Source organism: Actinoplanes sp. NBC_00393 (genome assembly GCF_036053395.1).
Classification (GTDB): Bacteria; Actinomycetota; Actinomycetes; order Mycobacteriales; family Micromonosporaceae; genus Actinoplanes.
The window spans coordinates 4,624,325-4,646,502 of sequence record NZ_CP107942.1 but is presented as its reverse complement, the minus strand read 5'-3'; the positions used below and the strand labels follow the sequence as shown (position 1 = coordinate 4,646,502).

Here is a 22,178-nt window from a genome sequence, read left to right as displayed (position 1 = left end):
ACGGCGGAGCGCCGCGGCGCTCCGGGACGTCGACGAGCGCCGATGCGGCCGGGATCCGGTCAGTTGGCGGCCGGCGCGGCGGCGAAGCGGTAGCAGGCCCGGCCCGCGCCCTTCGCGGCGTACAGCGCCATGTCGACATCGTGCAGCGCCCGCGCGACCGTACCGGCCTGATCCAGGTCGAGCAGCCCGAGGCTGGCGGAGACCTGCACCGGATGCCCGGCCACCCGGCGGGCCAGCGAGGCGACCCGCAACAACGCCGCGGCCCGTTCCTCCACCGTCTCGGCCGTGGCCGGGCCCAGCACCACCGCGAACTCGTCGCCGCCCAGCCGGGCCACCAGCCCGTCCGGCGCCACGGCCCGGAAGTCGTCGCCGAGGGCCACCAGCAACTCGTCACCGACCGGATGGCCCAGGTTGTCGTTGACCTGCTTGAACCCGTCCAGGTCGAGCAGCACGAGCCAGCCGCGGGCGCCGGGTGGGCGGGCGGTCGCGGCCTCGATCGCGGTGGTCAGCGCGGCCCGGTTGGCCAGGCCGGTCAGGGAGTCGTGCGTGGCCCGGTGCTCGAGCTCCGCGCGCAGTTCGTCCTGCTGCCGCAGGGCGGCGTCGAGCGCCTCGGCACGCCGCTGGACGAGCCCGCCGAGCACCCCCATCCGGACCACCAGCAGCAGGGAGAGCACGGCGGAGAGCAACACCGGCACGAAGGTCGTGGTGGACCCCGGCCGGAATCCGCCGGACAGCAGCGGGCAGGCGACGGCGAGCAGGACGAACACGACGAGCCGCAGCCGCGACATCCGCCCGTCGGTGCTGCGCGCAACCGCGGGCCGCGCCATCGCCGGGTGCAGCGCCGCCGCGCCGATCAGGACCGAGCCGAACACCCAGAGCAGGTCCTGCAGCTCGGTGATCCGCAGCCCGGTCAGCAGAGCCGGGTCCCAGCCGTAGACGTTGCGGCCCGCCTGGGCGGTGGTGAACACCACGTCCCCGACGATCTGGGTGAGCGTGCCGCCGAGCATCAGGCGCTCCGCGGTGCTGCGCCGGCCCGCGGACAGCACCACCATCCCGGCCAGCGAGATGCGGATCAGGTCGAGGATCTCGTAGGTGCCGAACAGCAGCACCGCGGAGGCGTTGCCGTCGTGCCCGACCAGGAACGGCTCGGCCGCGACCGTCCAGGTGACACCGGCCATCCCGACGAAGACGATCAGCCCGTCGAGGCCGTCGGCGCGGCGTTGCACGGGCGGGACGTAGCGGCCGGCGAGCACCAGCAGGGCCGCGGCCGAACAGCCGAAGGCCAGGAAGAACAGCAGGTCGTCGTAGCTCTCGGTGGGGATGTCGGGCCGCGTTCCGCCGAACCCGATCCGCCACCAGGCCTGGGCGGCGGCGTAGAAGCCGAGCCCGGCCGCGGTGAGCCACCAGAACACCGGCCGGGCCGGACGGTGGCGAAGCAGCCCGTAGAGCACCGCGAGCACCGCGGAGACCTGCAGCGCCGTCGCCCCGGCGACCGTCCAGCGCTGGCTGAACAGGGTGGTTCCGGTGATCGCGGCGCCGGCCAGCAGGTACGCCAGCCACCCACGATTCCCGAGCCGATTCACACCCACGCTTATCGTCCGGTCGGCGCACGACTTGAACGGCGCGCGCCGAACCCGACTATCCTGCGGGCGTGGCCGACTCTCATGCACTGCGCGCCGACCTGATCACCCGCGAGTACCCGCCGGAGGTGTACGGCGGCGCCGGAGTCCACCTGGAGTACCTGACCCGCGACCTGCGCCGGCTCGCCGAGGTGCGGGTGCACTGCTTCGGGGCCGAGCGCGACGAGCCGGGCGTCACGGCGTACCCGGAACCGGCCGAGCTGGCCGGGACGAACGCGGCGCTGCGCACCATGGGGGTGAACCTGGCGATGGCGGCCGGGTGCGCCGGCGCCGACGTGGTGCACAGCCACACCTGGTACGCGAACTTCGCCGGGCACACCGCCAAGCTGCTGCACGGCGTCCCGCACGTGATGACCACGCACAGCCTGGAGCCGCTGCGCCCGTGGAAGGCCGAGCAGCTCGGCGGTGGGTACGCGCTGTCGTCCTACTGCGAGCGGACCGCGATCGAGAACGCCGACGCGATCGTCGCGGTCTCCGGTGGGATGCGGCGGGACGTGCTCAAGGCGTACCCGGCGGTGAATCCTGACAAGATCCACGTGGTCTACAACGGCATCGACACCGAGCTCTACTCCCCGGACCGCGGGACCGACGTGGTCGACCGGCTCGGCGTCGACCGCAACCGCCCGAGCGTGGTGTTCGTCGGCCGGATCACCCGGCAGAAGGGCCTGCCGTACCTGATGCGGGCCTGCCGTGACCTGCCCGCCGAGGCGCAGATCATCCTGCTCGCCGGCGCGCCGGACACCCCGGAGATCGCCGCCGAGGTGGAGGGCCTGGCCCGCGAGCTGCGCGAGGTCCGCGACCCGCAGGGCGTGATCTGGGTGCAGGAGATGCTGCCCAAGCAGGAGGTCATCCAGGTCCTCACGCACGCCACGGTGTTCGTCTGCCCGTCGGTGTACGAGCCGATGGGCATCGTGAACCTGGAGGCGATGGCCTGCGAGACCGCGGTGGTCGCCACCGCGACCGGCGGCATCCCCGAGGTGGTCGCGGATGGCGAGACCGGCCTGCTGGTCCCGATCGAGCAGGTCGAGGACGGCACCGGCACGCCCGTGCATCCGGAGAGGTTCGTCGCTGATCTGGCCGCCACGCTGTCGCGGGTGCTGCGTGACCCGCAGCTCGCCGAGACGATGGGCCGGGCCGGCCGCCGCCGCGCCGTGGAGCACTTCAGCTGGTCGCGCATCGCCGAGGACACTCTCGAGGTCTACCGGTCGGTGCTGTGACTTTGCTCCGCAAGCCCCCCGTACAGATAGCTCTGCTTGTCGCGGTTGTGCTCTTCGTTGTCGCGGTGCTCGGCCTCGGCCTGATCCGGGCCGCGTTCTACCAGCCCGAGGCGCTGCGCAACAACGACGTGCCGGCGGTGGAGGCGCCGGCGCCGGCCTCCGCCGGCAAATGCGGGACCCAGCCGGTGCGGGCCGTCCGGGAGCTGCGCGGCATGTGGCTGACCACGGTGTACAACATCGATTTCCCCAGCAAGCCGGGGCTGCCCGAGGCGCAGGTGAAGGCCGAGTACCTCAGGTGGCTCGACCTGGCCGTCGCCCACAACCACAACGCGATCTTCGTGCACGTCCGGCCGAGCGGGGACGCGTTCTGGCCGTCGAAGTACGCGCCCTGGTCGAACTGGCTGACCGGGAAACTCGACGGCACCGATCCGGGCTGGGACCCGATGGCGTTCATGATCGACGAGGCCCACAAACGCAACATCGAGTTCCATGCGTGGTTCAACCCGTACCGGGGGACCCAGCCCGCGCCCAGCGGCGCCGGCACCGACCTGGCCAAGCTGGCGCCGAACCATCCCTTGCTCGCCCATCCGGAGTGGCGGATCGCCTATCCGCAGGGCAGGACCGGCCGGCTCTACTTCGACCCCGGGGTGCCCGAGGCCCGCAAGTTCGTCGAGGACTCGATGCTGGAGGCGGTGCAGAAGTACGACGTCGACGGCGTCCACTTCGACGACTTCTTCTACCCGTACCCCGAAAAAGATCAGGACTTCCCCGATGACGCCTCGTTCGCGAAACACGGTGGCGGACTGACCCGGGCCGACTGGCGCCGGGAGAACGTGAACACCCTGGTCCGCGAGATGCAGCAGCGGATCCGGGCGATCAAGCCGTGGGTGAAGTTCGGGATCAGTCCGTTCGGGATCTGGCGCAACCAGGGCGAGGGCTCGGACACCAAGGGCCTGGAGAGTTACAGCGCGATCTACGCCGACACCCGCAAGTGGGTGCGCGAGGGCTGGCTCGACTACATCGTCCCGCAGCTGTACTGGACCATCGGCTTCGACAAGGCGGACTACGCCAAGACGCTGCCCTGGTGGGCGGAAACGGTCAAGGGCAGCAAGGTGCAGCTCTACATCGGGATGGCCGACTACCGGATCGGGGAGAAGGGCGACTGGAGCGACCCCGCCCAGCTCGACAAGCAGATGCAGCTCAACGACAAGTTCGGGGTGCAGGGCCAGGTCCACTACAGCGCCAAGCAGATCCGCGCGAACCGGCTCGGCGCGGTGGACATCTACCGCAGCAGGCACTACGCGGGCCCGGCCCTGCCGCCGCAGATGCAGCAGCTGCCGGCGGCGCCGCCGGCCGCGCCGAGGATCACCGGCGCGAACCGCGGCAAGGACGGGACGCTGACTTTCGAGACGGCGCCGGGTGGGCAGGCCACCAGCTGGGCCCTTTACCGTACGGGTGACACGGAGGCGGCCCTGGTCGCCACCGGGCGTGCGGGCGCCCCGGTCGTCGACCGCAAGCCACCGTCCGGCCCGGCCACGTACTGCCTGACCGGCCTGGACCGCACCGGCAACGAGGGCCCGCCGAGCAGCCCGTTCACCACCGCCGCCTCCTGAGCGCACGCCGTGCGGTGATCATCGATACGATGCCGGCCATGTTTCGTCGTGACCCGGGCAGGCTCGTCGATCAGATCAGCGCCGCCCTCGACCAGCGGGACGAGCGCAAGTTCGCCGACGCGCTGGAGAAGCTGCCGAAGGCCGTCCTGAAGGCCCGGCCCGAGCAGGTCCAGGACGCGCTGGTGAAGCTGGTGCCGGTGCTGCAGACGATCGGCACCGGGATCGGCGGCGACGTGGCCCGGCTGGCCGGCAGCATGGGCGACTACGGGACCGACGCCACGGTGGTGGCGCCGGTCCTGGCGTTGCGGGCCACCGTCGTGCTGGAGCAGGCGGTCAGCTTCGAGCAGGCGTACCGATCGGCGCACGGCGACGTCCCGTCCGCCTCGTTCGGCGCGGTCATCCCGCAGGTGCTGGAACGCTTCACCGGCGACCCGGCGCTGGTGGAGGCCTGGTTCACCGCCGAGGACTGGGCCCAGCCCGTGCTCTTCCTGTCGCAGCGCAAGGACGTCCGGGCCGTGCTCGCCGGCCTGCCCGACCGGGACCGCCTGGTCGCGGCCGTCGAGGCGGCGGAGGAGCACGTCGGCCCGGCCGCCTGGCTGCACGGGCTGCTGCGGGTTCTCGACGACGAGCCGCTGATCGTGCTGCACCGCGCGACCGGCCGGGCCTTCCGGGTCACGATCAGCGGCATCGGCGACAACTTCCAGCTGCACACGCTGCTCGCCGGCGCGCTGATCGGCGGTACCGCGGGACTGCCCGGCGAGCCGCCCAGCGCCGTCGAGCTCGCCGCCGCCACCGACGGCGAACCGCAGCCGGACGGCGGCATCCGGGGCAACTTCAACCTGGTGGACCACGCCGGCGAGTGGATCTGGAACGAGGGGCGCCCGGCCGACATCCCGGCGCTCGACGGCGTACGCGTGATCGTCATCGACCCGGCGCCGTACGCCCGCAGCTGGAACGCCGGCCGCGTCTACCCGCTGATGAAACCCGAGCTGACCGTCCACGGCGAACTCCCGGCCGCCGAAGCGGCCGCTTGGGCGGCCCGCGTCAAACCGTCAAACCGCTAGCGCGGCCTCGGCCATCGCCCACAGCCGGTCCGCCGCCTCCGGGTCCACCGACCACTCGGCGACGCCGCTCATCGCGCCGGTGCCGCCCGGCACTACCGGCGCCTCCTGGTTGTCCTCGTCGAAGTAGCGGCCGGTCACCCCGTGCAGCAGCGGCGAGGCGGCCAGCATCACCGACGCGGTGGCGCCCTGCTCCGGGGTCTTGAAGTTGTCCGGGTGCAGCAGGTTGCCCGCGTTGTCCATGGCGCCCATGGCCTGCATGGACTCCCGGGGCAGGTGGCGCTGCAGGGCGGTGTGGATGCGGCCCGGCGCGAGCGCGTTCGCGGTGATCCGGTCGGCGGCCCAGCGCTCGGCGAGTGCGACCGCGAGCAGCACGTCCGCGGTCTTCGACTGCGCGTAGGCGATCCACGGGTCGTAGGCCCGCCGCTCGAAGTGCGGGTCGTCGAAGTCGACGCCGGCCATCAGCTGCGCGCCGGAGCTGACCGTCACGACCCGGGCGTCCCCGGCGGCCCGCAGGTGCTCGTGCAGGCCGGTGATCAGGGCGAAGTGGCCGAGCAGGTTGGTCGCGAGCTGCAGTTCCCAGCCGTTGGCGGCGAGCTGCCGGGTGGGCAGCGCCATGATCCCGGCGTTGGCGACCACGGTGTGCACCGGCCCGGTCCAGCTGTCGGTGAAGGCCCGCACCGAGGCGGGATCGGCGAGGTCGATCTGCCGGCGGGTGAGCGCGGTGACCTCGGCGCCCGCGCCGGCCAGAGCGTCCACGATCGCGGCGCCGAGCCCGGACCCGCCGCCGGTGACGATGATGCGGCGGCCGCGCTCGTCGGCACCACCAGCCGGCTCTCCGTCAGCCTCGAGGCGGGCGGGGAGTGGGCCCTCGACTTCGACCCGCCGCCCGCGGTCAAGTTCAACGCGATCCGCCGCGGGCAGTGCGTGCTGACCGTCGACGGTGTGCCCGAGCCGATCGAGCTCTCCGCCGGCGACTGCTTCCTGCTCGTGCAGCCACGACGGTTCACCTTGGCCAGCAGTCCGGGCCTGACCCCGGCGCCGGCCGCGCCGGTCTTCGCCGCCGCCGTGGACGGCGTGGCCCGCACCGGCGACGGCGCGGACTTCTTCTGTCTCGGCGGCCGGTTCGACTTCGGCGAGCGGGCCCGGGAGCTGCTGCTCGACGCGCTGCCACCGGTGCTGCGGGTGCCCGGCGACTCACCGGCCGCGGCCACCCTGCGCTGGGCCCTCGAACAGATCGACAGCGAGCTGCGGGACCGGCCGATGGCCGCCGGCCTGGTCACCGAGCACCTCGCCGTCGTCATGCTGATCCACATGCTGCGCCTGCACCTGTCAGCGGGCGACACGGCGCAGGGCTGGCTGGCCGGGCTGACCGACCCGGTGGTCGCACCGGCGTTGCGGGCCATGCACGCCCGGCCCGCAGACCCGTGGACGGTCGCCGACCTGGCCCGCGTCGCCGCGGTCTCGCGGTCCACACTGGCCGCCCGGTTCCGCCAGTCGGTCGGGCGCGGCCCGCTCGACTACCTCACCGACTGGCGCATCGAGCTGGCCGCCGACCGCCTGCGCCGCGGCGACGGCACGATGGCGAGCATCGCCCGGACCGTCGGCTACGCCTCGGAGAGCGCGCTGAGCAACGCCTTCAAGCGGGTCACCGGCTCCTCGCCGCGCGCCTACCGGCAGCGGTTCGGGCTCAGCCGCTGACCTTGCCGTCGGCGACCTCCAGGTGCCGGTCGGTGGCCACCGCCTCCAGCATCCGGCGGTCGTGGGTGACCAGCAGCAACGTGCCGGTGTAACTGGACAGCGCGGACTCCAGCTGCTCGATCGCCGGTAGGTCGAGGTGGTTCGTCGGCTCGTCCAGGACCAGCAGGTTCACGCCGCGCGCCTGCAGCAGGGCCAGGGCGGCACGGGTGCGTTCGCCGGGGGAGAGCGACTCGGCGGGGCGCATCACGTGGGCCGCCTTCAGGCCGAACTTGGCGAGCAGGGTGCGCACGTCGGCGTCGGCGAAGGAGGGTACGGCCGCGCCGAACGCCCGGACCAGCGGCTCGTCACCGAGGAACAGGCCGCGCGCCTGGTCGACCTCGCCGACCACCACACCCGGACCGAGATGCCGGTCGCCCTCGTCCAGCGGGACCCGGCCGAGCAGGGCGGCGAGCAGGGTGGACTTGCCGGCGCCGTTCGCGCCGGTGATGGCCACCCGGTCGGCCCAGTCGATCTGCAGTGTCACCGGGCCGAGGGCGAAGTCGCCGCGGCGTACCACCGCGTCGCGCAGCGTGGCCACCACCGCACCGGCACGGGGCGCGGCGGCGATCTCCATCCGCAGTTCCCACTCCTTGCGCGGCTCCTCGACCACCTCGAGCCGCTCGATCAGCCGCTCGGTCTGCCGGGCCTTCGCGGCCTGCTTCTCGCTGGTCTCGCCGCGGTGCGCCTTGACGATCTTGTCGTTGTCGGTGGCCTTGCGCCGGGCGTTGCGCACGCCCTTCTCCATCCAGGCCCGCTGCATCCGGGCGCGCTCGAGGAGGTCTTCCTTCTTCTCCGCGTATTCGTCGAACTGTTCCCGCGCGTGCGCCCGAGCCCGGGCCCGCTCCTCCAGGTAGCTGGCGTAGCCGCCGCCGTACAGGTTCACCTGATGCTGGGCGAGGTCGAGTTCCAGGACCTTCGTGACGGTGCGGGTGAGGAACTCGCGGTCGTGGCTGACCAGCACGGCACCGGCCCGCAGCCCGGTCATGAAGGCCTCCAGGCGGGCCAGCCCGTCCAGGTCCAGGTCGTTGGTCGGCTCGTCGAGAAGGTACAGGTCGTAGCGGCTGAGCAGCAGCGACGCCATGCCGGCCCGGGCCGCCTGGCCGCCGGAGAGCGCGGTCATCGGCAGGTCCAGGATGCCGGTCAGGCCCAGCTCCCCGGCGGTCTGCTCGGCGCGTTCCTCCAGGTCGGCGCCGCCGAGGTCGAGCCAGCGTTCGAGCGCGGCCGCGTACCGATCATCGGCTCCTGCCGTGCCTTCCGCCAGGTCCTCGGCGGCGGCATCCATCGCCGCCTGCGCGGCGCCCACGCCGGTCCGCCGGGCCAGGAAGTCCCGCACCGATTCGCCGGCGCGGCGCTCCCGCTCCTGCGGCAGATAGCCGACGTTGGCGGTGGGCGGGCTCAGCGAGACACTTCCGCTCTCCACCGGGATCAACGCCGCGAGGGTACGCAGAAGCGTCGTCTTGCCTGCTCCGTTGACCCCGACCAGGCCGATCACGTCACCGGGCGCGACCACCAGGTCGAGTCCCGAGAAGAGGGTGCGGTCGCCGTGCCCCGCGGCGAGTTCCCGGGCGATCATCGTGGCGCTCATCAGCCGCAATCCTAAGCGGCCGGGGATCAGCCCAGCCGGGCCCCGTAGACGTGGTCGACGCTGATGGTGAGCAGCACGCGGCGGTCGGACACCATCACCGACCGGTACTCGTCCCAGTCCGGGTGCTCGCCGGCGGCCCGCCGGTAGTAGTCGACCAGCGCGTCCACCTCGGGGCCGTTCGGGTCGGCCGCCGGGCCGGTGAGCGTGGCGATGCCCTCGACGGTCGCCCAGGACCAGCCGTCCTTGCTGGTCACCTCCAGGGTGGCGCGGGGGTCGCGGCGCAGGTTGACGGTCTTGGCCCGGCCCTCGACCACGGAGACGTAGATCAGCTCCCGCTCCCGGTCGTAGTAGTGGGTGACCGGGGAGAGCTGCGGACGCCCGTCCGCCTTGATCGTCGCGAGGACACTGAGCTTGCTCTCGGCCAGCAGCGAGCGCGGATCGAACTCCGTTGTCGTCATGCTCGTTGCCAAGTCACGCCCGGCGCGCGCTATTCCGGGATCGCGACAGCCGCGTTTTCCTTGCCGGGTGCGGGCTGTCCCGGGATCGCCACGGCTGCTCCGCTGACGCGGACACCGGCCTCGCCCGGGACCAGCCGCACGGTGATCCGGCTCGGGCGGCCCAGGTCGTCGCCCTGCCGCAGCAGCACTGTGGCGTCCGGCTCGACCAGGCCCAGCGCCCGCAGGTAGCCGCCGAACGCCGCGGCGGCAGCGCCGGTGGCCGGGTCCTCGTAGACGCCGCCGACCGGGAACGGGTTGCGCACGTCGAACTCGGCCGGACCGGCCCGGAACATCAGCTGCACGGTGGTCCAGCCACGCTCGGTCATCAGCGCTTTGAGCGCCGGCACGTCGTAGTCCAGGCGGGCCAGGCGCCGGCGGCTGGTCACGGCCAGGACCGGGTGGTACGCGCCGGCGTACGCGACCTTCGGCGGCAGAGCCGGGTCGAGATCGCCGGCGGACCAGCGCAGCGTCGCGAGCAGGGCCGCCAGATCGTCGGCGGGGAGGTCCGACACGTGCGGGTCCACGCTGGTCAGCGTCGCCACCCCGGACTCATCCACGACGACGGGCACGGTACCGGCGTTCGTCTCGAACCGGTGCTCACCCGGACCGAGTGCGGCCGCGGTGGCCACCGTGGCGTGGCCGCAGAACGGCACCTCGGCGAGCGGGCTGAAGTAGCGCACCCGGTAGCCGTCGCCGCCGGGACGGCCGGTCACGAAGGCGGTCTCCGAATAGCCGAGGCCGGCCGCGATCGCGAGCATCTCCGCGTCGTCGAGGCCGGATGCGTCCAGGACGACGCCGGCCGGGTTGCCGCCCGCCGGATCGGTGCTGAAGGCCGCGTACCGCTGAATCTCTGTCATGAGCAGAGCGTGCCGCGCGGCACGCAGCCGGAGCGAGAGCCAATCCGGCGGGCCTGGATGTGGCGGCCCGCACAATCGCGGTTTGTCATATCCCCGGAGTAGCGTTCTTGCGGTGACAGAGGCGATCACACCCATTCCACCTGCCGACCTGCCGCGCACCCTGGGCGAGCTGCGTGCCACCGGGCACGAGTTCCGCACGGTGAAAGAGGAGCTGCGCGACAATCTGCTCCGCAAGCTGCGCACCGGCGAGCCGCGCTTCCCCGGCATCGTGGGGTACGAGGACACCGTGCTCCCCGAGGTGGAGCGGGCTCTGCTGGCCGGGCACGACATGGTGCTGCTCGGCGAGCGGGGCCAGGGCAAGACCCGGCTGATCCGGGCGCTGGGCGGTCTGCTCGACGAGTGGACCCCGTACATCACCGGGTCCGAGCTGCGCGAGCATCCGTACCATCCGTTGACACCGGCGACCCGGCGGCTGACCGCGGAGAGCGGCGACCTGCTGCCGATCTCGTGGCTGCACCGCTCCGAGCGCTACGGCGAGAAACTGGCCACCCCCGACACCAGCGTCGGTGACCTGATCGGCGACGTCGACCCGATCAAGGTGGCCGAGGGGCGGTCTCTCGGTGATCCGGAGACGATCCACTTCGGTCTGGTGCCCCGGACGAACCGGGGCATCTTCGCGGTCAACGAGCTGCCCGACCTGGCCGAGCGCATCCAGGTCTCGCTGCTCAACGTGCTGGAGGAGCGCGACATCCAGGTCCGCGGCTACCAGCTGCGCCTGCCGCTCGACCTGCTGCTGGTGGCCTCCGCCAACCCGGAGGACTACACCAACCGCGGCCGCATCATCACCCCGCTCAAGGACCGGTTCGGCGCTGAGATCCGGACGCATTATCCGGTCGACCTGGAGCTCGAGTCCGCGCTGATCCGGCAGGAGGCGGGGCTGGTCGCGTCGCTGCCCGAGCACCTGATCGAGGTCCTCGCGCGCTACACCCGGGCAGTGCGCGAGTCGCCGTCGGTGGACGCGCGCTCCGGCGTCTCGGCCCGGTTCGCCATCGCGGCCGCCGAGACGGTCGCCGCGTCCGCGCTGCGCCGGGCCGGGCTGCGCGGCGAGCGGGAGGCGGTGGCCCGGATCTGCGACACGGTCTCGGTCACCTCGACGCTGCGCGGCAAGGTGGAGTTCGAGAGCGGCGAGGAGGGCCGCGAGGTCGAGGTCCTGGCCCACCTGCTCAAGGTGGCGACGGCCGAGACGTTCCGGGCGCGGCTGGCCGGGCTCGACCTGTCCGGCTTCACCGACCTGGTCGCCGAAGGCGCGATCATCGAGACCGGCGACCTGGTCAGCGCGGAGGAGTTGCTCGCCCAGATCGGCACCGTGCCGGGCCTGGCCAAGGTGCTGGACCGGCTCGGCCTGGGCGACGCGCCGAGCCCGGGGCAGGCGGCTTCGGGGATCGAGTTCGCCCTGGAAGGCCTCCACCTGACCCGCCGGCTGGCCAAGGAGCTGACCGACGACGGCCGCACGATCTACGGGAGCTGAGCCATGCGTTCCTTCTCCCTGCTTTCTGGCCAGCGTTCGCTTCTCCCCGCACGGCTCTCGCATCTCCCTGGGCGGCCGTCGCTTCTCCCTGGGCGGCCCTCCCTCGTCCCTCTTCAGCCCGGGCTTCTCTCTCCCCAGCCCGCACTTCCTCCTTCCCACGTCTCGCCCCCGTCGTCCCGGGCCTCGTTCCGGCGTTCGCTTGCCGGCGGCGGAGTGCGGCCATGAGCGGCGGCCGGTTCCGTTACGGGGCGTGGCGCGACGGGCCGGATCCGCTCGCGCCGCCCTACGACGTGCGCGGCGCTGTCGACGAAATGGGGGAGCGGGTCCTCGCCGGCGAGAGCCTGCGGGACGCGCTGCGTGACCTGATCCGGCGTGGCCCGCGCGACGGCCGCGGGCTCGATGCGCTGCGCGAGCGAGCTCGGCGGCTGCGGCGGGACGCGCTGCGCCGGGGCAACCTGGACGGTGCGGTCACCCGGGCCCGGCAGATGCTCGACCAGGCCCTCGCCGCGGAGCGCGATGCGCTGGCCGCTCGGGACGATGACGCCGCCCGGTTCAACGAGGCGGTTCTGGACAGTCTGCCCCGCTCGGTGTCGCAGGCGGTGTCCGAGCTCTCCGATTACCACTGGGCCTCCGACGAGGCCCGGGCCATCTACCAGCAGATCCTCGACGGCCTCCGGCAAGAGGTGGTCTCGCAGCGGTTCGCCGGCATGCGACAGGCGCTCCAGCAAGGCGACTTCTCCGACATTTCGGAAATGTTGGGGGATCTGAATGACCTGCTGGCGCGGCACGCCCGCGGCGAGGACACGAACGACGCCTTCCGCGACTTCATGGCCAAGCACGGCCAGTTCTTCCCGGACAATCCACGCAACGTCGACGAGCTGATCGACTCCCTGGCCCGTCAGGCGGCCGCCGCCGAGCGACTGATGCGCTCACTCAGCCCGCAGCAGCGCGAAGAGCTGGAACGCCTGATGGAACAGGCGCTCGGCGACGGCCCGTTGCGCGGCCGGCTCGCCCAGCTCACCGACAACCTGCGGGCCCTGCGCCCCGGCCTCAACTGGGGCCGCGGCGAACGGGTACGCGGCCCCGGCGACCTTGGATACGGCGACGCGGCCGCCGCGCTCGGGGAGATCGCCGACCTGGACGAGCTGATCGAACAGCTCGACCAGGACCACCCCGGCGCCACCCTCGACGACGTCGACGTCGAGTCGGTGGAACGCCAACTCGGCCGCGGCGCCGCCGACGACCTGCGCCGGCTCCGCGAACTGGAACGCGAATTGCGCCGCCAAGGCTGGGTGCAACGCGACGCCGACGGCCTCACCCTCTCCCCGAAAGCACTGCGCAGGCTGGGCCAGACCGCCCTGTCGCAGATCTTCCACGACATCGCCGGCAAACGCGGCGAACACGACATGCGCGACGCCGGCGCCGCCGGCGACCTGATCGGTTCGTCGCGGCGCTGGGAGTTCGGCGACGACCAGCCCCTCGATGTGGTCCGCACGATCGGCAACGCAGTCCGGCGCCGGGCCGCATCCGGCAACGTCGCCACCCTCCCGGTACGCCTGGAGCCCGACGATTTCGAAGTAGCAGAAACTGAACGCCGCGCCTCAGCCGCCGTGGCGCTCTGCGTCGACCTGTCCTACTCGATGTACGCGGACGGCCGCTGGGGCCCGATGAAACAGACCGCCCTGGCCCTGTCACACCTGGTGGCGACGAAGTTCCCGCAGGACGCGCTGCAGATCGTCGGCTTCGGCAAGTATGCGCAGACGCTCTCCCAGGGCGAGCTGGCCGCCATCGAGCCGACCATCGAGAAGGGCACCAACCTGCAGCACGCCCTCAAGCTGGCCGGCCGCCACCTGCGACGGCACCCCGGCGCCGAGCCGGTGGTCCTGGTGGTCACCGACGGCGAGCCGACCGCCCACCTGGAGGACGACGGCGAGGCGATCTTCTGGTGGCCCCCGCTGACCGAGACCATCCAGGCCACAGTCCGCGAGGTCGACCAGCTGACCCGCTACGGCGCCACCCTCAACGTCTTCATGCTCGGCGAGGACCCCGGCCTACGCCGCTTCGTCGGCGCAGTCGCCAAACGAAACGGCGGCCGCGTCTTCAGCCCCGACGCGGAGGACCTGGGCCGCTACGTGATCGACGACTACGTCCGAGCCCGCCGCGGCCGCCGCTGACCCCGTCCCGGCCCGCCGTGGCCCCGCCTGGCCCGCGCCGACCCTGGCCCGTGCCCCGCGTTGGCCTGGCCCGCGTTGGCCCACGCCCGGCCCGCGCCCGGCCTGGCCCACGCCCGGCCCGCGCCGGCCTGGCCCACGCCCGGCCCGCGCCGGCCTGGCCCACGCTCGGCCCGCGCCGGCCTGGCCCACGCTCGGCCCGCGCCGGCCTGGCCCACGCTCGGCCCGCGCCGGCCTCGCCCACGCTCGGCCCGCGTCCGGCCCGGGGGTTGGCCTGTTTGGCCCGGGCTGGCCCGCCCGGCCTTCTTCGCCCCGCCCCGCCTTGGCCCTTGGGCGGCCAAGATCGCGCGGCGGGAGTCGGCGTGCGGCGGCCGGGGTTAACGGCGGAGGGTGTCGGTGGGGGGCTCGCCGTAGCGGGCGCGGTAGGCGGCGGCGAATCGGCCGGCGTGCGTGAAACCGTAGCGGTAGGCGATCTGGGTTACGGTCGTGCCGGGCGGGGCCTGGCGTAACTCCTCGTGAACCATGCCCAGACGCAACTGCCTCAGGTAGGCCATCGGTGGCATCCCGGCGTACCGGCGGAAACTCTGCTGCAGTGACCGGATGCCGACGCCGGCGATGGCGGCCAGATCGGCCACGGTGAACGGACGGCCCGGCTGCGCGCGCATCGCCTCGATCACCCGCCGGACCGCGCCGGGAGCGGCCAGAACCGGGCGCTGTCGGTCGAGCTGATCGCGGTACTGGTGGCCGGTGGCCAGCAACAGGCCGGTGACCAGGCTCTCCCGCAGCCGGGAGCCGACCAGCGGGTGCGCGACCAGGCCGTCCTCGGTGCTCGCGTCGGCGGCGATCATGCGGGCCAGGCGGGCCCAGGCGGCGCCGGTTCCGTTGGTCACGTCGAGGGCCGGGCCGAGGTCGAGGGGCCCGCGCACCGGGCGGTCCAGCATCGCGGCGAGCTGGTTCTCGAGTTCCCGGCGGCCGAGCTTCACGGCGATCATCCGGCAGTCGCCGTCCCAGCGGTCCACGATCGTTTCGCCTACCGGCTGGAACACGGCCGCGCTGCGTACCGAAGCCCGGCGCGGCTCGCCGCTGCCCTGATGCCAGGTCAGGCCGCCGCTGAGCGGGAGGTTCACGTGGTAGGCGCCCAGCTCGCCGGCGCTGACCCGAACGTCCACACCGAACCGCAGATCGCCCAGCGTCACCGGCAGATCCCCGGCGACGGCGAAGGTGGCTTTCCAGCCCGGAACCGGCGCAAGCACGTCCACACCGACCGCGTAGAAGTGTCGCGACAGGAAGTCCCGTGCCTCGTCCACATCCCGGATCGATTGAGTCGTCGCATGCACGATTTACAGCTTGAACTTTCGCTGGACACGTCGCCAATCAACGTGTGGTATACCACTATCGCAAACCCGACGAGTCCGTTTTTCTCCAGATCCCGCACCGTCCACAGGAGAATCGCGGCGGACCGCGACCCATGCCCGGCAGCCCGCGGAGGTGCGCTCCAGGCCGTTCCCCCGGCTGACCGCGAGCACTGCTTCCCTCGTCGCGAAGCGACGCTCAGCGTCAGCTGGATCCCGGCAGCTGACGGCTGGCGCTGCTTCAGCTGCCGGGAAGCGACGCTCACCGTCAGCCGAGGTCGCAGCTGACCGCGAATGCTGCTTCGCGCACCGCGAGGCGACGCTGAGCGTCAGCCGAGGGGGCGTGGCTGACCGTGAGTGCTGCTTCGAACGCCGCGAGGCGACGCTGAGCGTCAGCTGAGGAGGCGTGGCTGACCGTGAGTGCTGCTTCGCGCACCGCGAGGCGACGCTGAGCGTCAGCCGAGGTCGCAGCTGACCGTGAGTGCTGCTTCGAACGCCGGGAGCCGACGCTGAGCGTCAGCCGTGGGCGTGGCTGATCGTGAGTGCCGCTTTGAGCGCCGCGAGGCGACGCTCGGCGTCAGCCGGGAATTGCGGCTGGCCGTGAGTACCGGGCTGGACCCGCTGGGTCGCGGACCGCGTCCGCGGGGCGCGAGTACGGGGCTGGCCGGTGCCGACACCGACGCCGGTGCCCGTGCCAGGTGCCGGATGCCGGATGCGGGCGTGGGGTGCGAGCGGGCGAAGGCTGGCAACTGCTTACGCCCGGCGGGCGCGTTGGAGGGCTGGCGTTGTGCCTGGGTCGCGTGGCTTGGCGGGACGGGGTGGATGGGGGTTGGAGACGGCGTGGCGCGTACGCCGGAAGGGTGAATGACCCGAAGGAAGGCCGCGCGGAGGCAGTGAGCTAGCCTCCTAGGATGGTATAGAGGGTGTGGGTGGTGTGACTGCGCGTCAGCGCCAGCAACGCGGCTGGTTATAGTTGCTCGGCGAGCGGCCCGAATGCGCCACCTTCAAGGCGGGCCGGCGCGGGGCCGGGCGGGGGTTCGGGCCGAGGGGGAGAGGAAGTCGCGATGTCGCAGCAGCCTGCGCCGTCCATCGAGACCTCGAACCGCATCTGGACGATCCCCAATGTGATCAGCTTCGTGCGGCTGCTCGGTGTGCCGCTCTTCCTCTACCTGTTGCTGGTCACCGAGAACGACGTCGCCGCGGTGATCGTGCTCGCGGTGGGCGGGTCCACCGACTGGGTGGACGGCTATGTGGCGCGCCGGATGAATTCGGTGAGCCGGCTCGGGGAGTTGTTGGATCCGTTCGCGGACCGGCTGTACATCCTGGCGACGCTGATCGGTTTCACCGTGCGTGAGGTGGTGCCGTGGTGGCTGACCGGGGCGCTGCTGCTGCGTGAGCTGGTGCTCGGGGTGACGCTGCTGGTGCTGCGCCGGCACGGGTTCGGTCCGCCGCCGGTGCACTACGTCGGTAAGACCGGGACGTTTGTGCTGCTGGCGGCGTTCCCGGTGATTCTGCTGGCGAAGGCGGTGCCGTCGATCGCGTGGTGGGCGAGCCCGGTGGGCTGGGGTCTCGCGTGGTGGGCGCTGGGTCTGTACTGGGCGGCTGCCGCGCTGTATCTGGTGCAGGCGTCCCGGATGTTGAAGGCTGACCGGGCCGGCGAGGCGGTTGCGCCGTGACGGTTCCGGATCCGGACGGTGGGTCGGGCAAACGGACGTTCGGTCCGGACTTCCTGACTGAGCTGTTCCGTAATCCGCTCGATCCGGGCTATGCGGACGCGGCGGCCCGGCGGGCCGAGTCGGGCGGGCGCACCGGGGTGCGCAAGCAGGCGGCGCGGGGTTCGGCGGCGGTGGTGCTGCTGCTGATCGGGTTTCTGTTCGTGTTGGCGTACCGGCAGACGGTGGCCGACGAGCCGGCCCGGACGCAGGCGCGGCAGGAGCTGGCCGAGCAGGTGCAGCGGCGCCGGGACGGGACCGAGGAGTTGCAGGCGCGGGCGGATGCGCTGGCCGACGAGGTGGCCGAGCTGCGCGAGCGGGAGCTCAGCGACGCTGCGGTGGCGCGGCTGCGGGATCTGGAGGCGGCGTCCGGGCTGGCGACGGTACGCGGTTCGGGCGTGCAGGTCACGGTGGGTGACGGGCCGACGTCGGTGGACCCGGTGACGGGGGAGCGGCGTTCGGACAGCCGGGTCAAGGACACCGACCTGCAGCTGGCGGCCAACGCGCTGTGGTCCTCGGGCGCGGAGGCGATCGCGATCAACGGGGAGCGGCTGACCGCGACGTCGACGATCCGCCAGGCGGGTGAGGCGATCCTGGTCGATGTGCGGCCGGTGACCACGCCGTACGAGGTGGTGGCGATCGGCCCCGATGACCTGACGGACGATTTCCGCAACGGTTATGCCGGTCAGTTCTTCGAGAAGTTGTCCGCGCGGTACGGGATGTCGTTCGAGGTGACCGAGGTGAAGAACGTGACTCTGGACGGGGCGGCCGAGCTGAAGCTGCGGGCCGCTGTGCCGAGTACTGCCCCGCCCGCGCCGTCGGGCTCGTCCGGGCCTTCGATGTCGGAGAGCCCTGCTTCGGAAGGCGGCCGATGATCGCCGTACTCGCTCTGCTGGCCGGTGTGCTGCTGGGCATCGTGTTCAATCCGTCGGTGCCGCCGGAACTGGTGCCGTATCTGCCGATCGCGGTGGTGGCGGCGCTGGACGCGGTGTTCGGTGGCGTACGCGCGAAGCTGGACGGCATTTTCGACGACAAGCAGTTCGTCGTGTCGTTCATCTCGAACGTGCTGGTGTCGGCGTTCATCGTGTACGTGGGCGACCAGCTGGGGGTGGGTGGCCAGTTGTCGACCGGTGTGGTGGTCGTGCTCGGCGTGCGGATCTTCGGTAATGTCGCGGCGATCCGCAGGCACCTCTTCCGGGCTTAGGACACTGCGATGGCTGAGCGTGACGAGACCGGCGTGGAGCCGGCTGTGGATGACGAACCGACGGTGTCGCTCGACGAGGAACCTCGATCGGGTGACGGCACCGAAAAAAGTGATCTTGATCAACCGGAGCGGGAGAAACCGGAGCGGGAGAGGCCGGAGCCGGAGAACCCGGAGCCCGAGAATCCGGAGCCGGAGCAGCCCCCCGCGCCGCCCAAGAAGATCATCCGCCGGCCGGCGCCGGCCGGCACGCTGATCTGGGTGCTGCTGGCGTTGCTGGGCTTCACGCTGGTGGTGCAGCTGCGCAGCAACGACACCGACCAGGGCCTGGCCAGCGCACGCCAGGAGGACCTGGTGCGGATCCTGAGCGATCTGGAGGCGCAGGACAGCCGTCTGCTGGCCGACATCCAGAACCTGGAGGCGATCCGTCAGCAGCTGTCGTCGGGTGTGCAGCGCCGCGAGGTGGCGCTCGCCGAGGCGAACAAGCGCAGCCAGGAGCTGGGCCTGCTGGCGGGCACGGTGCCCGGCCACGGGCCGGGCCTGGAGATAGGCCTGGACAAGGTACGCGCCTCGGCGGTGCTGAACGCCGTGCAGGAGCTGCGCGGCGCCCGTGGCGAGGTGATGCAGCTCAACGGCGCGAACGGGCAGGCGGTGCGAATCGTGGCGTCGAGCTATTTCGTGGACGCCTCCGGTGGCGGGATCATTGCGGACGGTGTGCATCTGACGGGCCCGTTCCGCCTTCTGGTGATCGGTCAGCCGGAGACGATGCGTACGGCGCTGCAGATCCCGGGCGGGGTGGTCGCGTCGGTGCAGAACGACGGCGGTAGCGTGACCATGGACTCGCGTTCCCTGGTCGAAGTGACCGCGGTGCGTAAGGCGGCAGCCTTGCAGTATGCGCGTCCGGTTTCGTGATTACGGAGGAAGCGTTGATTCCTGAGGATCTGCGGTACACCGCGGAACACGAGTGGATCGCCGGTGACGGCAGCGGCCCGGTGCGGGTGGGCATCACCCACTTCGCGCAGGACGCGCTCGGCGACATCGTCTTCGTGGATCTGCCCGAGGAGGGCACGGTCGTGCAGGCGGGTGACTCGCTGGGTGAGATCGAGTCGACCAAGAGCGTCTCGGAGATCTACGCGCCGATTTCCGGCACGGTGGTGGCGAAGAACGCGACTCTGGCCGATGAGCCGGAAATCATCAACGGCGAGCCGTACGCGGCGGGCTGGCTGGTGGAGATCGCTCCGGATGATCCGGCGGCGCTCGATTCCCTGCTGGACGCGGCGGCGTACCGGGCCATCACCGAGAGCTGATCGGCGCAGCGCTGATTGGCGCAGCCGAAAAGCAGATATCGGTCTCCGCGAGTCCGGTTGCTCAGCGATATTGGCGCTGACTAGGCTCGCGGAGCACACGATGAACTGTTATTCCTTTGAAACCGATAGTCGTGCGTCGGGCCGATTCCGGCCTCGGCGGGGCCGCAGCGTTGTGGCTTCGCCGGGAGGCGACGACCAACTGATCCGTGAGGTGGTCCGATGACGCGCCCAGACGACGAGTTTCCCCCACTCGACGTCACGTCCACGCTGAACCTTGGCGCCCTTGACGAGGTGCTCGAGGGACCAGAGACCGACGTGGTGCCCAGCCGGATGTCCGGCTCCCTGCCGCCGGGTATGGCCCTGCTGGTCGTGCGCCGCGGCCCGAACGCGGGCGCGCGGTTCCTGCTCGATCACGACGTGACGACCAGCGGCCGGCACCCGGACAGTGACATCTTCCTCGACGACGTGACGGTTTCGCGCCGCCACGCCGAGTTCCACCGCGACGGCGGCACGTTCACCGTTCGCGACGTCGGTTCGCTCAACGGTACGTATGTGAACCGGGAAAGGGTTGAAGCCGCGACCCTGAGCAACGGTGACGAGGTCCAGATCGGCAAGTTCCGTCTGGTCTTCATCGCCGGTCCGCGGCCGGAGGGCGAGGGCCGGGCGTGAATTCGTCGGGGGCGGCCGCGCGTGACTCGGGGGCGAACCCTCAGGGCGGGCGTGATGGTGCGCTGATGAGCATCGGGGAGGTGCTGGCCCACCTGCGCACCGAGTTCCCCGACACCACGATCTCGAAGTTGCGGTTCCTGGAGGCGGAGGGTCTGGTCGACCCGCAACGGACCGCTTCCGGGTACCGCAAGTACTCGTGGAACGACGTGGCCCGGCTGCGCTTCGTGCTGACCGCGCAGCGGGATCAGTACCTGCCGCTGCGGGTGATCCGCGAGCAGCTGGACCGGATGGAGCAGGAGCCGGCGGTGCCGCAGCGGCCCACGCTGGTGGCGGTGGGGGCGCAGCGGGCCGCCGATCCGGCGGACAGCCGGATCCCGAAGGCGGATCTGCTGGAACGTACCGGTGTGGAAGAGGCGCTGCTGGCCGAGCTGGAGCAGATCGGCCTGGTCACCGCCCGCCCGCCGGGCTGGTACGACGCGGACGCGGTGATCATCGTGGAGGCGGTGGTGGGGCTGACCCGCTACGGCCTGGAGGTGCGTCACCTGCGGGCGTTCAAGAACTCGTCGGACCGTGAGGTGGGCCTGTTCACACAATTGCTGGCGCCGATGGTGCGCCAGCAGGACCCGGCGGCCCGGGCCCGGGCGAGCGACACGGCGCGTGAGCTGCAGGCGCTGTCACAGCGGCTGCACGCGGCGCTGGTGCGCTCCGGTCTGCGCGGCGAACTGGGTCGCTGACGCGGTCCGGCCTACCCTGTGCGGGGTATCCCGCGCGGGTCGGTTTCCTTTTGCGTGCGTGTACCGTGCAGGTAGGGGCGGCTGGACGTACAGCGGCGAGACAACACGACGACACGGAGGCGGGCGGTGCGCGAGCTGAGCGTGGTCGGGGTCCGGGTGGAGCTGCCCAGCAACCAGCCGATCGTGTTGCTGCGAGAGGTGGATGGCGACCGGTACCTGCCGATTTGGATCGGTGCGGTGGAGGCGACCGCCATTGCGTACGAGCAGCAGGGGGTCAAGCCGGCCCGGCCGCTGACGCACGATCTTCTCCGGGACATCCTCGCGGCGCTGAAGGCGCCGTTGAAGGCGGTGGAGATCACCGAGCTGAAGGACAATGTGTTCTACGCCGATCTGCTGATCGGGGAGAACCTGCGGGTCTCGGCACGGCCGAGTGACTCGATCGCTCTGGCGTTGCGGGTGGGCGCCCCGATCCGGTGTGCCGATCAGGTGCTCACCGAGGCGGGCATCGTGATCCCGGACGAGCAGGAGGACGAGGTGGAGAAGTTCCGCGAGTTCCTCGACCAGGTCCGCCCGGAGGACTTCGCGGGCTAGCCGCCCTCGTTGTCCGATATCGACGGTTGCCGAAGGTGGGTGCGACCCCGGAAGCGGCGTGTCGTGCGGTTACCTCCATGTTTCGGCTCGCGCTGAGATATACGCTCGTGAGGTCCAGGTGCGCGGCAGCGGGGAGGTAATCGGTGCACGAGCAGCCTCTTGAAGGCCCACTCCTCGGCGAGGACGGCTCGGTCGGATATCGCGGGGTGACAGCCTGTCAGGCGGTCGGGATCAGCTACCGGCAACTTGACTACTGGGCGCGCACGACGCTGGTGGTGCCGAGTGTGCGCGACGCGTCGGGTTCCGGGACGCAGCGGCTCTACTCGTTCCGTGACCTGGTGGTTCTCAAGGTCGTGAAGCGTCTGCTGGACGCCGGTGTGTCGTTGCAGAACATCCGCCGGGCGATCGAGACGCTGCGCTCGCGCGGGGTGGACGACCTGGCGGAGATCACGCTGATCTCGGACGGGACCACGGTGTACGAGTGCCGGTCCCCGGAGGAGGTCGTCGACCTGTTGCAGGGTGGTCAGGGCGTGTTCGGGATCGCGATCGGCGGGGCGTTCAAGGAGATTCAGGGTTCGCTGTCGCATCTGCCTGCGGAGCCGGCGGTGCCGCAGCCGGTGGGTGCGGACGGGCCGGCGGAGCCGAACGCGGGCGATGAGCTGGCGGCACGACGGGCCCGGCGTCGCGCGGGATAATCCGGTCA

At 71.6% G+C, this 22,178-nt stretch carries 21 protein-coding genes; 15 read left to right on the top strand and 6 right to left on the bottom strand.

Going from position 1 to position 22,178, the window contains the following annotated elements; genetic code table 11:
• Positions 1-59: 59 nt before the first annotated feature.
• Positions 60-1,583: a GGDEF domain-containing protein gene (locus tag OHA21_RS21860; RefSeq protein ID WP_328476432.1), complete on the bottom strand. Its 1,524-nt coding sequence runs from the start codon at positions 1,581-1,583 to the stop codon at positions 60-62.
• Positions 1,584-1,651: 68 nt separating this feature from the next.
• On the opposite strand from OHA21_RS21860, the gene glgA reads away from it, so the two are divergent.
• From glgA to OHA21_RS21845, 3 genes are read left to right on the top strand one after another with little or no spacing between them, the layout of a single operon-like run.
• Positions 1,652-2,857: a glycogen synthase gene (gene glgA, locus OHA21_RS21855; RefSeq protein WP_328476430.1), complete on the top strand. Its 1,206-nt coding sequence runs from the start codon at positions 1,652-1,654 to the stop codon at positions 2,855-2,857.
• A gap of 47 nt (positions 2,858-2,904) precedes the next feature.
• A complete protein-coding gene (locus OHA21_RS21850) occupies positions 2,905-4,470 on the top strand; it encodes a glycoside hydrolase family 10 protein (RefSeq protein ID WP_328476428.1) in 1,566 nt (521 codons plus the stop codon).
• Positions 4,471-4,508: 38 nt separating this feature from the next.
• Complete coding sequence (locus tag OHA21_RS21845; protein ID WP_328476426.1) at positions 4,509-5,534, top strand: hypothetical protein; 1,026 nt, start codon at positions 4,509-4,511, stop codon at positions 5,532-5,534.
• On the opposite strand, the gene OHA21_RS21840 is transcribed toward OHA21_RS21845, so the two are convergent.
• The gene (locus OHA21_RS21840; RefSeq protein ID WP_328476424.1) at positions 5,523-6,290 is read right to left on the bottom strand and encodes an SDR family NAD(P)-dependent oxidoreductase; all 768 of its coding nucleotides are present in this window, start codon (positions 6,288-6,290) and stop codon (positions 5,523-5,525) included. The two genes, OHA21_RS21845 and OHA21_RS21840, sit on opposite strands and share 12 nt — an antisense overlap.
• On the opposite strand from OHA21_RS21840, the gene OHA21_RS21835 reads away from it, so the two are divergent.
• Entirely contained in the window at positions 6,174-7,232 is a 1,059-nt protein-coding gene (locus OHA21_RS21835) for an AraC family transcriptional regulator (RefSeq protein ID WP_328476422.1), read from the top strand. The genes OHA21_RS21840 and OHA21_RS21835 overlap by 117 nt on opposite strands.
• Here the strand turns inward: OHA21_RS21835 and OHA21_RS21830 are convergent.
• The 3 genes from OHA21_RS21830 to OHA21_RS21820 are packed head-to-tail and all read right to left on the bottom strand — an operon-like array spanning position 7,222 to position 10,210.
• Entirely contained in the window at positions 7,222-8,856 is a 1,635-nt protein-coding gene (locus OHA21_RS21830; RefSeq protein ID WP_328476420.1) for an ABC-F family ATP-binding cassette domain-containing protein, read from the bottom strand. The two genes, OHA21_RS21835 and OHA21_RS21830, sit on opposite strands and share 11 nt — an antisense overlap.
• A gap of 26 nt (positions 8,857-8,882) precedes the next feature.
• A complete protein-coding gene (locus OHA21_RS21825; protein ID WP_328476418.1) occupies positions 8,883-9,314 on the bottom strand; it encodes a PPOX class F420-dependent oxidoreductase in 432 nt (143 codons plus the stop codon).
• Between the two features lie 29 nt (positions 9,315-9,343).
• Positions 9,344-10,210, bottom strand: a complete 867-nt coding sequence (locus tag OHA21_RS21820) for a PhzF family phenazine biosynthesis protein (protein WP_328476416.1) — start codon at positions 10,208-10,210, stop codon at positions 9,344-9,346.
• 112 nt (positions 10,211-10,322) lie between these two features.
• Here OHA21_RS21820 and OHA21_RS21815 point away from each other — a divergent pair, with 112 nt between their 5' ends.
• Complete coding sequence (locus OHA21_RS21815) at positions 10,323-11,738, top strand: sigma 54-interacting transcriptional regulator (RefSeq protein WP_328476414.1); 1,416 nt, start codon at positions 10,323-10,325, stop codon at positions 11,736-11,738.
• 221 nt (positions 11,739-11,959) lie between these two features.
• Positions 11,960-13,912 (top strand): vWA domain-containing protein, encoded by a 1,953-nt coding sequence (locus OHA21_RS21810; RefSeq protein WP_328476412.1) that lies wholly within the window; start codon positions 11,960-11,962, stop codon positions 13,910-13,912.
• Between the two features lie 374 nt (positions 13,913-14,286).
• On the opposite strand, the gene OHA21_RS21805 is transcribed toward OHA21_RS21810, so the two are convergent.
• Complete coding sequence (locus OHA21_RS21805; protein WP_328476410.1) at positions 14,287-15,246, bottom strand: AraC family transcriptional regulator; 960 nt, start codon at positions 15,244-15,246, stop codon at positions 14,287-14,289.
• A gap of 1,079 nt (positions 15,247-16,325) precedes the next feature.
• On the opposite strand from OHA21_RS21805, the gene OHA21_RS21800 reads away from it, so the two are divergent.
• The 9 genes from OHA21_RS21800 (at position 16,326) to OHA21_RS21760 (ending at position 22,170) form a co-directional block, all read left to right on the top strand.
• Entirely contained in the window at positions 16,326-16,937 is a 612-nt protein-coding gene (locus tag OHA21_RS21800) for a CDP-alcohol phosphatidyltransferase family protein (protein WP_328476408.1), read from the top strand.
• Positions 16,934-17,848 carry a DUF881 domain-containing protein gene (locus OHA21_RS21795; RefSeq protein WP_328476406.1) on the top strand — a complete coding sequence of 305 codons (915 nt, stop codon included), beginning with the start codon at positions 16,934-16,936 and terminating at the stop codon, positions 17,846-17,848. The genes OHA21_RS21800 and OHA21_RS21795 overlap by 4 nt, the downstream gene beginning before the upstream one ends.
• On the top strand, positions 17,845-18,177 hold the full coding sequence (locus OHA21_RS21790; protein ID WP_328476404.1) for a small basic family protein: 333 nt from the start codon (positions 17,845-17,847) through the stop codon (positions 18,175-18,177). Before OHA21_RS21795 ends, OHA21_RS21790 begins: the two co-directional genes overlap by 4 nt.
• A gap of 9 nt (positions 18,178-18,186) precedes the next feature.
• Entirely contained in the window at positions 18,187-19,086 is a 900-nt protein-coding gene (locus tag OHA21_RS21785) for a DUF881 domain-containing protein (protein WP_328476402.1), read from the top strand.
• Positions 19,087-19,100: 14 nt separating this feature from the next.
• On the top strand, positions 19,101-19,481 hold the full coding sequence (gene gcvH, locus OHA21_RS21780) for a glycine cleavage system protein GcvH (RefSeq protein ID WP_328476400.1): 381 nt from the start codon (positions 19,101-19,103) through the stop codon (positions 19,479-19,481).
• Positions 19,482-19,700: 219 nt separating this feature from the next.
• Entirely contained in the window at positions 19,701-20,150 is a 450-nt protein-coding gene (gene odhI, locus OHA21_RS21775) for an oxoglutarate dehydrogenase inhibitor Odhl (protein WP_183219034.1), read from the top strand.
• On the top strand, positions 20,147-20,884 hold the full coding sequence (gene ftsR / locus OHA21_RS21770; RefSeq protein WP_442875116.1) for a transcriptional regulator FtsR: 738 nt from the start codon (positions 20,147-20,149) through the stop codon (positions 20,882-20,884). The genes odhI and ftsR overlap by 4 nt, the downstream gene beginning before the upstream one ends.
• A 126-nt stretch (positions 20,885-21,010) precedes the next feature.
• Complete coding sequence (locus OHA21_RS21765; protein WP_328476390.1) at positions 21,011-21,475, top strand: bifunctional nuclease family protein; 465 nt, start codon at positions 21,011-21,013, stop codon at positions 21,473-21,475.
• A gap of 143 nt (positions 21,476-21,618) precedes the next feature.
• A complete protein-coding gene (locus tag OHA21_RS21760; RefSeq protein WP_328476388.1) occupies positions 21,619-22,170 on the top strand; it encodes a MerR family transcriptional regulator in 552 nt (183 codons plus the stop codon).
• Positions 22,171-22,178 lie beyond the last annotated feature (8 nt).